This is a genomic window from Melaminivora jejuensis (genome assembly GCF_017811175.1).
Lineage (GTDB): Bacteria > Pseudomonadota > Gammaproteobacteria > Burkholderiales > Burkholderiaceae_C > Melaminivora > Melaminivora jejuensis.
Genome location: NZ_JACWIJ010000002.1, coordinates 2,794,936 through 2,809,037, shown reverse-complemented (window position 1 = coordinate 2,809,037; position 14,102 = coordinate 2,794,936). Strand labels below are relative to the sequence as shown.

11 protein-coding genes and 2 pseudogenes are annotated in these 14,102 nt (G+C 71.5%); 8 read left to right on the top strand and 5 right to left on the bottom strand.

Annotated elements, in window-relative coordinates; all coding sequences use genetic code 11:
- Window positions 1-68 precede the first annotated feature (68 nt).
- Window positions 69-1,613 carry a YifB family Mg chelatase-like AAA ATPase gene (locus IDM45_RS13275; protein WP_209423282.1) on the bottom strand — a complete coding sequence of 515 codons (1,545 nt, stop codon included), beginning with the start codon at window positions 1,611-1,613 and terminating at the stop codon, window positions 69-71.
- A 164-nt stretch (window positions 1,614-1,777) separates the two neighbouring features.
- Between IDM45_RS13275 and IDM45_RS13270 the strand changes: the two genes are divergently transcribed.
- The 7 genes and pseudogenes from IDM45_RS13270 (at window position 1,778) to glcF (ending at window position 7,817) form a co-directional block, all read left to right on the top strand.
- Window positions 1,778-2,116 (top strand): P-II family nitrogen regulator, encoded by a 339-nt coding sequence (locus IDM45_RS13270; RefSeq protein WP_209423281.1) that lies wholly within the window; start codon window positions 1,778-1,780, stop codon window positions 2,114-2,116.
- Window positions 2,117-2,211: 95 nt separating this feature from the next.
- Entirely contained in the window at window positions 2,212-3,408 is a 1,197-nt protein-coding gene (locus tag IDM45_RS13265; RefSeq protein ID WP_209423280.1) for an ammonium transporter, read from the top strand.
- A gap of 44 nt (window positions 3,409-3,452) precedes the next feature.
- Window positions 3,453-3,629 (top strand): annotated as a pseudogene (locus IDM45_RS18140) (SMP-30/gluconolactonase/LRE family protein); the annotation flags it as partial.
- On the top strand, window positions 3,548-4,429 hold the full coding sequence (locus IDM45_RS13260; protein ID WP_325168978.1) for an SMP-30/gluconolactonase/LRE family protein: 882 nt from the start codon (window positions 3,548-3,550) through the stop codon (window positions 4,427-4,429). The pseudogene IDM45_RS18140 and the gene IDM45_RS13260, both read left to right, overlap by 82 nt.
- A 109-nt stretch (window positions 4,430-4,538) precedes the next feature.
- Window positions 4,539-5,696: a glycolate oxidase subunit GlcE gene (gene glcE, locus IDM45_RS13255; RefSeq protein WP_209423279.1), complete on the top strand. Its 1,158-nt coding sequence runs from the start codon at window positions 4,539-4,541 to the stop codon at window positions 5,694-5,696.
- Window positions 5,697-5,698: 2 nt separating this feature from the next.
- A complete protein-coding gene (locus IDM45_RS13250) occupies window positions 5,699-6,487 on the top strand; it encodes a YoaK family protein (RefSeq protein ID WP_209423278.1) in 789 nt (262 codons plus the stop codon).
- 37 nt (window positions 6,488-6,524) lie between these two features.
- Complete coding sequence (gene glcF / locus IDM45_RS13245; protein WP_209423277.1) at window positions 6,525-7,817, top strand: glycolate oxidase subunit GlcF; 1,293 nt, start codon at window positions 6,525-6,527, stop codon at window positions 7,815-7,817.
- Here glcF and IDM45_RS13240 read toward each other — a convergent pair.
- A complete protein-coding gene (locus IDM45_RS13240) occupies window positions 7,793-10,354 on the bottom strand; it encodes a putative bifunctional diguanylate cyclase/phosphodiesterase (protein ID WP_232653922.1) in 2,562 nt (853 codons plus the stop codon). The genes glcF and IDM45_RS13240 overlap by 25 nt on opposite strands.
- Window positions 10,351-11,241 carry an ABC transporter substrate-binding protein gene (locus IDM45_RS13235; RefSeq protein WP_233457504.1) on the bottom strand — a complete coding sequence of 297 codons (891 nt, stop codon included), beginning with the start codon at window positions 11,239-11,241 and terminating at the stop codon, window positions 10,351-10,353. The genes IDM45_RS13240 and IDM45_RS13235 overlap by 4 nt, the downstream gene beginning before the upstream one ends.
- A 444-nt stretch (window positions 11,242-11,685) precedes the next feature.
- On the opposite strand from IDM45_RS13235, the pseudogene IDM45_RS13230 reads away from it, so the two are divergent.
- A pseudogene (locus IDM45_RS13230) lies at window positions 11,686-12,548 on the top strand (ProQ/FinO family protein).
- A 7-nt stretch (window positions 12,549-12,555) separates the two neighbouring features.
- Here IDM45_RS13230 and IDM45_RS13225 read toward each other — a convergent pair.
- Both IDM45_RS13225 and IDM45_RS13220 read right to left on the bottom strand, forming a co-directional pair.
- Window positions 12,556-12,990, bottom strand: coding sequence for a hypothetical protein (locus IDM45_RS13225; protein ID WP_209423275.1), 435 nt, complete (start codon window positions 12,988-12,990; stop codon window positions 12,556-12,558).
- A 169-nt stretch (window positions 12,991-13,159) separates the two neighbouring features.
- Window positions 13,160-14,035: a DMT family transporter gene (locus tag IDM45_RS13220; protein WP_209423274.1), complete on the bottom strand. Its 876-nt coding sequence runs from the start codon at window positions 14,033-14,035 to the stop codon at window positions 13,160-13,162.
- Between the last annotated feature and the right edge of the window lie 67 nt (window positions 14,036-14,102).

Genomic DNA, 14,102 nt, shown 5'->3' with positions numbered 1-14,102 from the left:
CGCGCGGGAGAGGGTTGGGGTGAGGGTGCCGGCAATGGGCGCTGCGCCGCAGCTGCGCGCCCCTTTTCTCACTGCTCCCGCAGCACGCGCCGGTACTGCACCGCCTCGGCGACATGCGCCACGGCCACCGTCTCGCTGCCGGCCAGGTCGGCAATGGTGCGCGCCACCTTCAGCGCCCGGTGCGTGCTGCGCGCCGACCAGGCCAGGCGCGTGGCGGCGGTCAGCAAGAACGCCCGCGCAGCATCGTCGAGCCGCGCCTGCTGGTCGATCTCCTGCCCGGCCAGCGCCTGGTTGGCTTTGCCCTGGCGCGCCAGGGCACGCTCGTGCGCGGCAGCCACGCGCTCGCGCACCACGCCGCTGGCCTCGCCCGGCGGGGCGGCCAGCAACTCATCCGCCGGCAGGGCCGGCACCTCGACGTGCAGGTCGATGCGGTCGAGCAGCGGGCCGGACAGCCGGCCCTGGTAGCGCGCTACCTGCTCAGGCGTGCAGCGACAGGCGCGCTGGCGCGAGCCGGCAAAGCCGCAGGGGCAGGGGTTCATGGCGGCGATGAGCTGAAAGCGCGCCGGGAACTCCGCGCGCTGCGCCGCCCGGGCGATCGTGATGCGCCCGCTCTCCAGCGGCTCGCGCAGCGCCTCCAGCGCGCTGCGGGCGAACTCCGGGAATTCATCGAGAAACAGCACGCCGTGATGCGCCAGCGAGATCTCGCCCGGGCGCGGCGGCGAGCCTCCGCCCACCAGGGCCACGGCGCTGGCGCTGTGGTGCGGGCTGGCCGTGGGGCGCTGCATCCAGCGCTCGGGCGCAAAGCGCCCGGCCAGGCTGGCGATGGCCGCACTCTCCAGGCCCTGGCGCACGCTCATGGGCGGCAGCAGACCGGCAAAGCGCTCGGCCAGCATGGACTTGCCTGATCCGGGCGGGCCGATCAGCAGCAGGCCGTGGCCGCCGGCAGCGGCGATCTCCAGCGCCCGGCGTGCGCCGGCCTGGCCCTTGACGTCGGCCAGGTCGGGGCCGCAGGGAGTCGGCACGGCGTCGCCCGGCTCCAGGCGCTGCCAGCCGTCGCCATCCGCAACATCCGCACCGCCATCCGCACCGGCAGGCAGGAACTGGCGCACCACATCCAGCAGATGGCGCGCGCGCCAGATGCACGTGCCGGGTACCAGGGCGGCCTCCTCGGCGCTGCCGGGCGGCAGCACCACGCGCGGCGCGGCAGTGCCCGGCAGCGCGCCCAGCGCCAGTGCCACGGCCAGCGCGCCGCGCACCGGGCGCAGGCTGCCCGACAGCGATAACTCGCCGGCGAACTCCCAGCCGGCCAACTGCGCCACGTCGATCTGCCCGCTGGCCGCCAGCAGCCCCAGGGCGATCGGCAGGTCGAAGCGCCCTGAGTCCTTGGGCAGGTCGGCTGGTGCCAGGTTGACGGTGATGCGCTTGTTGTGCGGAAACTCCAGCCCGGCGTTGTGCAGGGCGGCGCGCACGCGCTCGCGCGCCTCCTTGACCTCGACATCGGCCAGGCCGACCAGGGTGAAGCTGGGCAGGCCGTTGGCCAGATGCACCTCGACGGTGACGGCGGGCGCATCCAGCCCCAGCAGGGCGCGGCTTTGGACGAAGGCAAGGCTCATCGGCTGGGAGGGCAAAGCATAGGTGCCCGGCACTTTAGCGGGCTGTGCCCAGGCCGGGAAGCCCAACAGGGATAAAAAATAAATGCATGACCTGATGCTGAATATGCATAATGGTGCGGCGCAACATCTGATCTTCCACAAAGCTTTCCGAAAGGATTCGCGCCATGAAAATGGTCACCGCCATCATCAAGCCGTTCAAGCTCGACGAGGTGCGCCGTGCCTTGTCGGCTGCAGGCGTGCAAGGCCTGACGGTCACCGAAGTTCGGGGTTTTGGCCGGCAAAAAGGGCACACCGAGCTGTACCGCGGTGCCGAGTACGCAGTGGATTTCCTGCCCAAGATCCGCATCGAGACCGCCGTGCCCGACGCCCTGCTCGAGACCGTCGTCGAGGCCATTGAAGCGGCTGCCCGCACCGGCAAGATCGGTGATGGAAAGGTCTTCATCACCGAGCTGCTCCAGACCGTGCGCATCCGCACGGGTGAGACCGGCGACGCGGCCGTCTGAACTCGTGAACATCCCCTGAACAGCCATGACCTGCGCCTGCGTGCTGTCAACGGCTGCCTATTGCTGCGCTTTTTCCACCTTTCCAGGGAGCTTCCATGCCCACCCCGCACACTCCTGAAGACGTCCTGTTCATCCTCCTGGGCGCCATCCTGATCCTGGCTATGCACGCCGGCTTTGCCTTCCTCGAACTGGGCACCGTGCGCCCCAAGAATCAGGTCAACGCCCTGGTCAAGATCCTGGTGGATTTCTCGGTCTCCACGCTGTCGTACTTCTTCATTGGCTATGGCATCGCCTACGGCATCCACTTCTTCAGCGGCGCGCCGGCATTGGCCGAGCACAACGGCTATGACCTGACACGCTTTTTCTTCCTGCTGACCTTTGCCGCCGCCGTGCCGGCCATCGTCTCGGGAGGCATTGCCGAGCGCGCGCGCTTTGCTCCGCAGTTGGCGGCCACCTTCTTCATCGTCGGCTTCGTCTATCCGTTTTTCGAGGGCATTGCCTGGAATGGCGCCTTCGGGCTGCAGGACTGGCTGACGAGGCACCTGGGCGCGCCTTTCCACGACTTCGCCGGCTCGGTCGTGGTACACGCGGTGGGCGGCTGGATTGCCCTGATGGCGGTGCTGCAACTGGGCGCGCGCCGCGGGCACTACGCTGCGGGCGGCGTGACGGCGCACCCACCCTCGAGCATCCCGTTCCTTGCCCTGGGCGCCTGGATTCTGATCGTAGGCTGGTTCGGCTTCAACGTGATGAGCGCGCAGTCGCTGGACAAGATCACCGGGCTGGTGGCGATGAACTCGCTCATGGCCATGGTGGGCGGCACCATCGCCGCCACCCTGAGCGGGCGCAATGATCCAGGCTTCGTGCACAACGGCCCGCTGGCCGGTCTGGTGGCCATCTGCGCGGGTTCCGACATCGTGCATCCGCTGGCGGCGCTGCTGATCGGCGCCGTGGCCGGGCTAATTTTCGTGCAGCTGTTCACCTGGACGCAAAACCGCTGGAAGATCGACGACGTGCTGGGCGTGTGGCCGCTGCATGGTCTGTGCGGCACCTGGGGCGGCATCGCCTGCGGCATCTTCGGCCAGCGCGCCCTGGGCGGGCTGGGCGGTGTGAGCTTCTGGAGCCAAGTGCTGGGTACGTTGCTGGGCGTGGCCATCGCCTGTCTGGGCGGGCTGGCGGTGTATGCCACGCTGCGCCGTCTGGTGGGCATCCGTTTGAGCCGCGAGGATGAGTTCATGGGCGCCGACCTGGCCATCCACCGGATTCGCGCCACCTCGGACATGGTCAATTCCTGAGTTGCCGCGCTGAAGGGTGACAGGCCCGGTGGCCCTGTCCCACAATGGCCGCCATGTCCGCCCCTGCTCCTGCCTCTTGCCCCTCTTCCTGGTCGGCGCTGCCCGGCCAGAGTCCCGCCCTGCTGGGCGAGTCGCCCTTGTGGCACCCGCTCGAACAGCGCCTGTACTGGGTGGACATCGCTGGCCGCGCCCTGCTGCGCGCGCGCCTGGATGGCAGCGCGCCCGAGCGCTGGCCCCTGCCGACCGAGCCAGGCTGCATCGCCCCGGCGCGCAGGGGGGGTGCAGCGCCGGCCTGGTCGTCTCCCTGCGCGGGCACATCTGCCATGCGTCCGAGTGGGGCGGCCCGCTGGCCGAGATCGCGCGGCTGCCCTTCGATGCCGCCACCCAGCGCGCCAACGACGGCAAGTGCGATGCGCTCGGGCGGCTGTGGGTCGGCAGCATCCACGAGCCGGCCAGCGGCGCACGCCAGCCCGTGGGTGCGCTGTACTGCATTGATGCGCGCGCCGGCGGCCCGGCGCGGGTGCAGCGCATCTTCGACGGCGTGGCCACGGCCAACGGCCTGGCCTGGGCGCCCGATGGCCGCACGCTGTACTTTGCCGACACGCCCACGCACGCCATCCGCGCCTGGGACTGCGATGCGCAGCTCCAGCCCGTGGACGCGCCGCGCGTGCTGCACCGCTTTGCCACGCGCGAGCAGTGCGAGGCCGCCGGCCAGCCTTATGGCGGTCGGCCCGATGGCGCCAGCGTTGACGCTGCCGGCAACTACTGGTGCGCGGCCTACGAGGGTGCGCGCGTGCTGTGCCTGTCGCCGGTCGGCGAGGTGTTGGCCGATCTGCCCGTGCCGGTGCAGTGCCCGACCATGCCCGTGCTGGGCGGGCCGGACGGGCACACGCTGTTCGTGACCAGCGCCAGCGGTGGTCGGCCCGAGGCCGAGCTGGCGCGCCTGCCGCTGTCCGGCCAGGTGCTGCACAGGCCCGTGGCTGCGACAGCCCTGCCGGTGGCCTGGTGCGAACTGGGCTGAGTGCCAGGGCCTGCTGCCCGAGCACTGCAGGTCGGGGCGGAAAACTTCACGCCGCGCGTTCAGAAAAATCACAAGGCCTGCGCGGGCCTGCGCCTTACCATCGCCGGCCATGGATACCGTCCTTCGCCAGATCACCAAGCGCGTGCGCGATGCCGCCGTACAGCGCCAGCCGCTGCGCATCGCCGGCAGCGGCAGCAAGAATTTTCATCCGGACAGCCGCGCCGGTGCGCCAGTCCCGGCGCTGGACATGCGCCCCTATGCCGGGGTGTTGAGCTACGAGCCCAGCGAACTGGTCATCACCGTGCGCGCCGGCACGCCACTGGCCGAGGTCGAGGCGCTGTTGGCCGCGCACGGCCAGTGCCTGGCCTTCGAGCCGCCGCGCTTCGGTGCGGGCGTGGCTGCAGCGGGGGACGAGGCAGGCGGCACCGTCGGCGGCATGGTCGCTGCCGGCCTGTCCGGCCCGGCGCGCGCCAGCGTCGGCGCGGTGCGCGACTTCGTGCTGGGTGCCGAGATCGTCAATGGCCGGGGCGAGCTGCTGCGCTTTGGCGGGCAGGTCATGAAGAACGTCGCCGGCTACGACATCTCGCGCCTGATGGCCGGCTCCTGGGGCCGGCTGGCGGCCATTACCGAGGTCAGCCTGAAGGTGCTGCCCGTGGCCCCCGCCGAGGCCACGCTGCACTTTGCCGACTGCTCCCAGCACGACGCCCTGGCGCGCCTGCACGCCTGGGGCGGCCAGCCATTGCCACTGAATGCCAGTTTCTGGCTTGAGGAGGGCGGCATCGGCCAGCTCTACGTGCGCCTGCGCGGCGCGCGCGCCGCCATCGAGGCCGCCTGCCGGCGCATGGGCGGCCAGCGCCTGGCCGAATCCGGGGCGGCCGGCGCGGGCAGCCCTGCTGCCGACTGGCAGGCCTGCCGCGACCAGCGCCTGCCCTGGTTCGCCGCACGCGAGCCGGCCCTGGCGCTGTGGCGCCTGTCGCTGCCACAGACGGCGCCGGTGCTGGAGCTGCCCGCCGGCGTCGGCGCACCGCTGATCGAGTGGCAAGGTGGCCTGCGCTGGGTGCAGGCGGCGCCGCAGCATGGCGCCCAACTGGCACGACTGGCCCGGGAGGTGGGCGGAAGTGCTTCGTTATTCATAGCTGACAGCGCTTGTCCAGAGCGGGTTTCAGGCCATTTTGACCTAAAAGATGCGGCCTTGCAGGCGATCCACCAGCGTCTGTACGCGGCATTCGACCCAGCCGGGGTCTTTGGCTTTGCTGCGGCGGCCTGACCATGCGCCGCGTGCTGCGCCACCTGACGGCGCGCCATCGCACCGTGGCCACCAACCGCACGCTGGGGCTGATGCTGGCCTTCAACGCTGGCGCCATGAATGCCGGCGGCTTCATGGCAGTGCATATGTACACCTCGCACATGACGGGCTTTCTGGCCACGCTGGCCGACAGCCTGGTCATCGGCGAGTTCGCCCTGGCGCTGGCGGCGGTGGGGGCGCTGTGGGCCTTCATGTCGGGCGCGGGCACCACGGCCATCCTGGTCAACTGGGGCCGGCGCCAGCGCCTGCACGGCACCTGGGCGCTGCCGCTGCTGCTCGAAGCCGTGCTGATGCTGCTGTTCGGCCTGCTGGGCGCCATCATGCTGCAGTGGCCGACGCCCTTTGCCGTGCCGCTGGCGGTGCTGCTGCTGGCTTTCATGATGGGCGTACAAAACGCCGTGGTCACCAAGATGAGTTCGGCGCAGATCCGCACCACGCACATGACCGGCGTGGTCACCGATCTCGGCATGGAGCTGGGCAAGATGCTGTACTGGAACCGCACTGGCACGCCGCGTGCTGCGCGCGTGCGCGCCAATCGCGAGCGCGTGCGGCTGTACGCCAGCTTGCTGGCGCTGTTCGTCATCGGCGGCGTGCTGGGCGCGGCGGCGTTCCAGCACTACGGCTTCATCTGGGTGGTGCCGCAGGCGGCGCTGCTGCTGGGCCTGTCGCTGCCGCCGCTGCTCATGGACACCCAGCGCCTGGCCGCCTGGTGGCGCAGCCGCCCGGGCCGCCGCCCGGACAGCCGGATGTAGAGGCCGGCTGCAGCAGACTTTGAAGGGATACGACACCATGCAGACCACCCTGGCACCCCAGTACGCCGGCACGCCCGAGGGGCAGGAGGCCGAAGCCATCGTGCGCAAGTGCGTGCATTGCGGCTTTTGCACGGCCACCTGCCCGACCTACCAGTTGCTGGGCGATGAGCTCGACGGCCCGCGCGGGCGCATCTACCTCATCAAGCAGGTGCTGGAGGGCCACGCGCCCACGCGCAGCACGCAACTGCACCTCGATCGCTGCCTGACCTGCCGCAACTGCGAGAGCACCTGCCCCAGCGGCGTGCAGTATGGCCATCTGCTGGACATTGGCCGCAAGCTGGTCGATGAACAGGTGCCGCGCCCCATGGGCGAGCGCGCCGTGCGCTGGGCGCTCAAGGAGGGCCTGACCTCGTCGCTGTTTGCCCCGGCCATGAAGCTGGGCCAGGCCGTGCGCGGCCTGCTGCCGCCGGCGCTGCAGGACAAGGTGCCGCCTGCCGCGCCACCGCAGCAGCGCACCCGGCCCTGGCCCAAGCGCCGCCATGCGCGCCGGGTGCTGCTGCTGGCCGGCTGCGTGCAGCCGACCCTGGCGCCGGGCATCAGCGCGGCCACGGCGCGCGTGCTGGACGCCGCCGGCATCGAATGCGTGATCGCTCCCGAGGCCGGCTGTTGCGGCGCCATCCGCTTTCACCTCAACGACCAGGATGGCGGCCTGGCGCAGATGCGCGCCAACATCGACGCCTGGTGGCCCTATATCGAGCCCGGCACCGGGGCCGGCGGGGTCGAGGCGCTGGTCATCGACGCTTCGGGCTGCGGCGCCACGGTCAAGGAATACGGCCACCTGCTGCGCCGCGATGCGCGCTATGCCGAGCGCGCCGCCCGCGTCAGCCAGCTGGCGCGCGATGTCTCCGAACTGCTGCCCGATCTGGTGCCACGGCTGCAGGGCCGGGTGCGCGCGCCTGCTGCGCCGCTGGCCTGGCATCCGCCGTGTACGCTGCAGCACGGCCAGAAGCTGCGCGGCGGTGTCGAGCAGGGCCTGGCCGCGCTGGGCTTCGAGCTGCGCCTGGCGCGCGTCGAGGCGCACCTGTGCTGCGGCTCGGCCGGCACGTACTCGGTGCTGCAGCCCCAGCTGTCGCAGCAGCTGCGCGAGCGCAAGCTGGGCGCTCTGGGCGAGGTCTTTGCCGACCAGCCGCCGGCGGCCATCGTCTCGGCCAACGTCGGCTGCATCCAGCACCTGCAGGGCGGCACGGCCACCCCGGTGCGGCACTGGATCGAGGTGCTGGACGAAGCGTTGGATGAGGCGCTGGATCAGGGGCCGGTGACGACGGCCTGAACTTGCGCCGAAGCCTTGCCCGCCTGCGCCTGCGCCCAGGCCACCAGCGCATCCTCGGGCAGGGGGCGGCTGAAGTAATAGCCCTGGAACACGTCGCAGCCGGTGGCCACCAGACGCGCCAGCTGGCTGGGCGTCTCCACCCCCTCGGCCAGCACGCACAGGTCGAGCTGGTGCGCCATGGCCACGATGGCATCGATCAGCACCGAGGGCGACTTGCCACCGCTGCCGCCGTCCTGCACCGGCGCGCCGATGTCCATGACGAAGGAGCGGTCGATCTTCAGGGTGTTGATGGGCAGGTGCTTGAGGTAGGACAGGCTGGAGTAGCCGGTGCCGAAATCATCCAGCGCAAAGCGCACGCCGTGGCGGCGCAGCTCGGCCATCTTCTCCAGCGTCGCCTGCAGGTCGTCGGCGACCACGTTCTCGGTCAGCTCCAGCTCCAGCGACAGCGCATCCACGCCCACGCACGCCAGCACATCCTGCACGCGCGCCACGAAGTCGTTGTCGCGGAACTGGCGCGGGCTGACGTTGACGCCCATGGACAGCTGGCGCGCCCAGGGCAACTCGTCGGCGCGGCTGCGCCAGCGGCGCAGGCAGCTCACGGCTTCCTCCAGCACCCATTGGCCCAGCGGCACGATCAGGCCGCTGGCCTCGGCCTCGGCGATGAACTCGCCCGGTGGGATCAGGCCGCGCCGAGGGTGCTGCCAGCGCACCAGCGCCTCCACGCCCAGGATCTGCCCGTGCCTGTCCACCTGCGGCTGGTAGTGCAGCAGCAGCTGGCCATGGCCGTCGAGCGCCTGGCGCAGATCGTTGCGCAGCAGCAGCCGGGCGCTGGCCGCCTGCTGCAGCGCATGGGCGAAGAACTGCACACGCGTGCCGGCCTGCTTGGCCTGGTGCATGGCGGTTTCCGCCTCGCGCAGCAGCTCGGGCGGCTCGCGGCTGTCGTTGGGCATCATGACCACGCCAGCCGCCGCGCTCAGGTGCAGCACCTGCTCGTGCTCGGGCAGATGCAGGGGCTGCGCCACCTGGGCCAGCAGCCCTTCCACAGCGCGCGCCGCCGTCGCCGAGGCCTGCTCCAGGCTGCCCTGCAGCCCGCTGATCAGCAGGGCAAAGCTGTCGGCGTTGATGCGCGCCACAGCCTGCCCGGGTACCAGCGCCGCGCTCAGGCGCCGCGCGATGGTGCGCAGCACCAGGTCGCCGGCGGCCATGCCCAGCGAGTCGTTGACCGACTTGAAGGCGTCCAGGTTCAGCACCGCCAGCGCGGCGCGCCGCCCCGGCAGGCCGTCCCGGGCGACTTCCTCGGCCAGCTGCTGCAGCAGGGCGTGGCGGTTGGGCAGGCCGGTCAGGGCATCGACGTGCGAGAGCTGGCGGATTTCGGCCTGCGCTGCCAGGCGCTCGCGGATGTCGCGCACGGCCACCACGCGGAGGGTGCGCCCACCCACGCTGCGCTGGCGCACGCTGCACTCGGCGGCAATGATGCTGCCTGTGTGGTCGAGCAGATCGACGCTCCAGACGCCTTCCTCGCCCTGCTGGGCGCGCTGGCGCATGATGGGCATGTCATGGGCAGCGACGAAGGAAAACAGGTCGCGCCCCATCAAGCTGCCCGGCGGCACGCCCATCAGTCGCTCGGCAGCGGCGTTGCCATCGACGATCACGCCGTCCTCGTGCAGCACGATGCCCTCGAAGGCGGCGTCCGAGAGCTGGCGGTAGCGTGCCTCGCTGTCCTGCAGCGCGGCGCTGCGCGCCTGCAGTTCGGCGGCCATGCGCGCCATGGCATCGGCCAGTTCGCGCAGCTCGCCCCGGCCGCGCAGGCGCGGCACGTGGGTGAAGTCACCCGCGCCGATGCGTGCCAGGCCCTGCTGCAGCACCTGCAGCGGCCGCAGGATGAGGCGGCGCGCCAGCAGCACCGCAATCAGCGCGCCCAGCAGCAGCACGCTGCCGAAGACCAGCGCCTGCTGCAGCAGATGCCCCAGCGCCTGCCGTGCCAGAGGCGAGAGGTCATATTCGATCAACAGCAGGCCATGGCGGGTGGCGCGCAGCTCGCCCGGGCGCAGGCCCAGGGTGACCGGGGCCAGTGCTGTCAGCCGCTGTCCGGCGATGGACAGCTCCAGCGCCTCGCGCTGTGTCTGCAGCACCTGCCGGGCCGCTTGCTGCGGATAGTCGGGGATGAGCTGCGGCGCTGCCCCGCCCTTCCAGGCCAGGCGTGTCGCGGCCAGGATGGCGCCGGCATCATCGACCAGTGCCGCGTGGCGCACGGCCCGATCCAGGCCCAGTCCGGTGACCAGCCCGTCCAGGCTGCTGCCATCGGTGCGGCGCAGCGCCGCCTCCAGGCTGCGCCGGGTGCGCAGCAGCTCTTCGTGCGCGGTGCGATCGGCGAACTGCTGCAAGCTGGCGATGTAGCGCCCGCCATCGACCACCAGCAGCACGCACAGGATGGCCAGCGCCGTCAGCACCATGCCCAGCGGCAGCCACAACTGCAGGCGCACCACGCGGGGCGTGTCGGGGGCGGCAGTCTGCGCCAGGGGGCGGGTGTCGCTCATGGCGTCTGCTCCGCGCTGGTGTGGGCGAAGCGATCGTCGATGAGCTGGCCCAGATCGGGCTGGCGCGGCAGCAGGCCCTGCTGCCACATGGCCTGCATCAGTTGCCCGGCAGTCTGCGCCAGCGGCGGGTTGGCCCCGGCCAGCAGGCGCTGGTTGGCTGCGCCATCGGGCAGCTCCATGCCAGCCAGGGCTGCGGCCACGCCCTCGGGCGACAGGCCCAGGCGCGGCGCCATGCGCTGCAGGGCGTCCTGGGGCTGCGCTTGCAGATGGGCCAGCGCCTGCTGCTGGCTGGCGATCAGCTGGGCGATGCGCGCCGCGCAGCACTGCAGTGCCGCACGCCGTGCCACCAGCACATCGACGATCTGGCCGGGGATCTGCCGGCTGTCGAACATGGTGCGTGCGCCGGTGTCCAGCAGCATCTGGCGCGGCGGGTCGAAGGTGACCAGCGCATCGACGGCGCCGGTGCTCCAGGCGCTGACATGCTCGTCCACGGGCAGCGGGACGATGGTGACGTCCTCGGCCTTCAGGCCGGCGTGGCGCAGCGCGGCGTCGAGCATATAGGCGCCCAGGGCGGTCTGCTCGACGCCGATGCGCCGCCCGCGCAGGCTGGCCAGGTCAGGCACATCGGCCTGCGCCAGCACGGCGTCGGCGCCGGCGGAGATGTTCATGACCCAGACCACGCTGATGGGCACGCCCTCGTGCAGCAGGGTCAGCGTCTCGTCCAGCGTCAGCCCGGCCACATCCAGCGAACCCACGCGCAGCGCGTCCATGGCCTGGGTGGTCGAGCCCAGCTCCACCAGGCGCAGCGCCAGGCCCTCGTGCAGGCCCAGATCGCGTGCCAGGTACAGCGGCTCGTAGCCCACCCAGGTGTTGGTGCCAATGCTCAACGGGGCCTCATGGCGCGCACCGCAGCCCGCTGCCAGCGCCAGGCCGACGAAACCGGCCAGCGCCAGGGCCTTCCAGCCTCGACGCGGGGGGGCAGGCAGGGGTGAGGGAGGGTTCGGAGGCAGCGGGGCGGATGGGCGCATCGGAGCAATTTTAAAATGCGCCATCGGTTTTTACGTATCGTTGCCTGTCTTACTCGGACTCTGCCGATGGCAGCTGCCATGGCCCTTGTGCAACCGGGTGATGCTGCGGGCGCTGGCATGATGGCGGGCTTTTCTTTCATCGACCACAGGCGCCAGCGCGCCACGCCGCCGTAGCGGTTGAGCCATGAACCATCCCGCGAATACTCCCCCGCCGCAGCCCAGCGCCGAGCTGGCTGCCGTTCCCCTGGCGCCGCCGAGCCGGCAGCGGCTGCGCCAGGCCCAGACAACGCCGCGTCTGGCACTGTGCCTGACACAGCGCCAGCCACCCAGGCCGCAGCCGGCCCAGCCGGGCAGGCAGCTGCTGCGGGGGCGCCAGAGCGCCGCGCCGCCCGCCGTGGTGGCCAGCGCCGCCGGGGCCGGGGCGCCCCTGGCGTGGCGGGCGGCGCTGCCGGGCCGGGAGCTGCGAGCGCACCAGCCGCGCGACCGCCCGCTGGCCCCCGCCCCGCCATCCGCTGCTGGAGCAACTGGCGCAGTGGCACCCGCAGCTGTTCGGCGTGCAGCCGCTGCCGCTCAAGCGCGGCATCTTCCATGACCTGCTGGCTGCGCATGGCGAGGCCATCGCCAAGGACGATTTGAAGCTGGCGCTGGCGCAGCACACGCGCTCCACGCGCTACCTGACGGCGGTGGCCAGCGGCCAGCAGCGCCACGACCTGTCGGGCCAGGCGGTCGAGGCCATGGCGCCCGAGCATGTCCATCATGCGCTGCTGGAAGTGTTTCGCCGCCGCCGCCCGCGCGATGGGGAGGACTTGGCGACTAAGCTGCGCCGGCGCATCGCCCAGGCTTTCGAGACCAGCGGCTTGACGCGGGACGCCTACGACGCGCTGGTGCGCGGGCGCGATGAGCGCGCCAATGCGCTGCTCGACGAGGCCTTTGCCGAAGTCGCCGAGCGTGATGCCCGGGCCGAAGCGCTGCTGCGCGCCTTCGAGGCCAGTGGCGCCACGCCCGAGCACTTTGCCGACATGTACGGGATGGACAGGCGCCAGGTCACCCAGCAGCTGGCACGGGCGCGCCGGCTGCGCGCGGCGCCGGCGCAGGAGGCAGCATCCGAGATACCTGAAACGCCTGAAGCACCCGAGGCACCCGAGGCGCCTGCGACGGGCGCCTGAGGCGGACTCAGCGGGCGCTGCTACTGCTGGCCGGGCTGCCCGAGGCATCGCCCGTGCCCGGCCCCATCAGGGCTGGCGAGCTGGTGCTGGTGCCGGCGGGGTTGACGGCGGCGCGCTCGCCCTGCTCGGGCGCCGGCACTGGCGTGGCGTCGCCCTGCGCCGGGCTGCGGTTGCCCTCCGAGGGCGTGGCCGGGTCAGAGGGCAGGGCGGTCGCCGTCCCGGATGCGTCGGAGGCATCGGCGGCAGCGGGCGGCGGCACGTTGGCGGCTGTGGCCGGGGCTGGCTCGGCGGCGCTGGGCAGGTCGCGCAGCGCTGGCTGGTTGGCCGTGGGCGGGGTCTCGTCACGGCGGTTGCAGCCGCTGGCAAAGGCCGAGGCGGCTACCAGCAGGGCGAGGCACAGGCGGGGCCAGGTGGCGCGGGCGAAGGGGGGCTGGCGGGACATGGGCGGCTCTCCTGAGGTTTGGATGGATGTCCGCCCGATGCTGGCCGCTGCCGGCGCCCGGTGCGTGCCGGGCCGGCCTGATTCCCGCGTCAGGCGTGGGCGCTGGCGGCTGTAGGCCCGCCGAGGGTTGCGGTTGAGCGTGAACAAACGCACAACGCACAACCTCCCCTCACCGCCGCAGCGCCGCCAGCAGTGCCGCGCCCACTACCAGAGCGCCGCCCAGCAGGGTCTGCGCCGTCGGCTGGGCGCTGCCGGCCAGCATGGACGAGCCGCTGGCAAAGACCACTTCCGACAACATGACCACCGCCGTGGTGCCGGCAGCCAGGCGCGCTGCGCCGTACTGCAGCGCCCAGTTGCCCACCATCAGCAGTACGGCCAGGCCCGCCGCCGCCAGCGCCCAGCGCGCATCGAAGGCCGGAAACGCCGGCACCAGCGCCAGGGCCTGCCCGCCCAGGGCTGCCAGCAGTGCCATGGCGCAGCAGCCGACGAACATGGCCAACATGCGCGCCTGGCTGGGCACGGCCTGCATCCGCCGCAGCAGCACGTTGGTCAGCGCGAACATGAAGCCGCCCAGCAGCGCCAGCCCATCGGCCAGGCCAAGCGTGGCCGACAGCCGGGCGCTGGCGCCCGCGCCCTGCGGCCACAGCACCAGCAGCACGCCGGCAAAGGCCAGCGCCAGGCGGCCCAGCGCTGCGGGGGTGGGCCGCTCGCCCAGGATGCGCCAGGCCAGCAGCACGGCCCAGGCCGGCATCAGATAGAACAGCAGGATGACGCGCACCACGTCGCCAATCGAGATTGCCCAGTTGAAGGCCACGTTGTTCAGCCCCGAGCTGAAGGCCAGCAGCAGCAGGGCCGGCACGGCGCGCGCCTGCGCCCAGATGCCCGGGCGCGCCAGCGTCAGCACCGCCACGATAGCGGCATACATCAGCGCCGTGGCCCACAGCGGATGCAGGCCGGCGTCCAGCATCTGCCGGAACGGCCACCAGGCCAGGCCCCAGATCAGGGCGTTGAACAGCAAGGCCAGGACGGGCAGTGGTGTCTTCATGAAGAATTCATGTCAAAAATGCCTCTAGCCCTTGACTGGCAAGCGCTGACAGCTATAAAAAAAGGAG

Coding starts and splice junctions, on each gene's coding strand:
- IDM45_RS13225 (WP_209423275.1), bottom strand. CDS start 12,990: ATGTCCCGCCAGCCCCCCTTCGCCCGCGCCACCTGGCCCCGCCTGTGC.
- IDM45_RS13220 (WP_209423274.1), bottom strand. CDS start 14,035: ATGAAGACACCACTGCCCGTCCTGGCCTTGCTGTTCAACGCCCTGATC.
- glcF (WP_209423277.1), top strand. CDS start 6,525: ATGCAGACCACCCTGGCACCCCAGTACGCCGGCACGCCCGAGGGGCAG.
- IDM45_RS13250 (WP_209423278.1), top strand. CDS start 5,699: ATGCGCCGCGTGCTGCGCCACCTGACGGCGCGCCATCGCACCGTGGCC.
- IDM45_RS13275 (WP_209423282.1), bottom strand. CDS start 1,613: ATGAGCCTTGCCTTCGTCCAAAGCCGCGCCCTGCTGGGGCTGGATGCG.
- IDM45_RS13240 (WP_232653922.1), bottom strand. CDS start 10,354: ATGAGCGACACCCGCCCCCTGGCGCAGACTGCCGCCCCCGACACGCCC.
- IDM45_RS13270 (WP_209423281.1), top strand. CDS start 1,778: ATGAAAATGGTCACCGCCATCATCAAGCCGTTCAAGCTCGACGAGGTG.
- IDM45_RS13265 (WP_209423280.1), top strand. CDS start 2,212: ATGCCCACCCCGCACACTCCTGAAGACGTCCTGTTCATCCTCCTGGGC.
- glcE (WP_209423279.1), top strand. CDS start 4,539: ATGGATACCGTCCTTCGCCAGATCACCAAGCGCGTGCGCGATGCCGCC.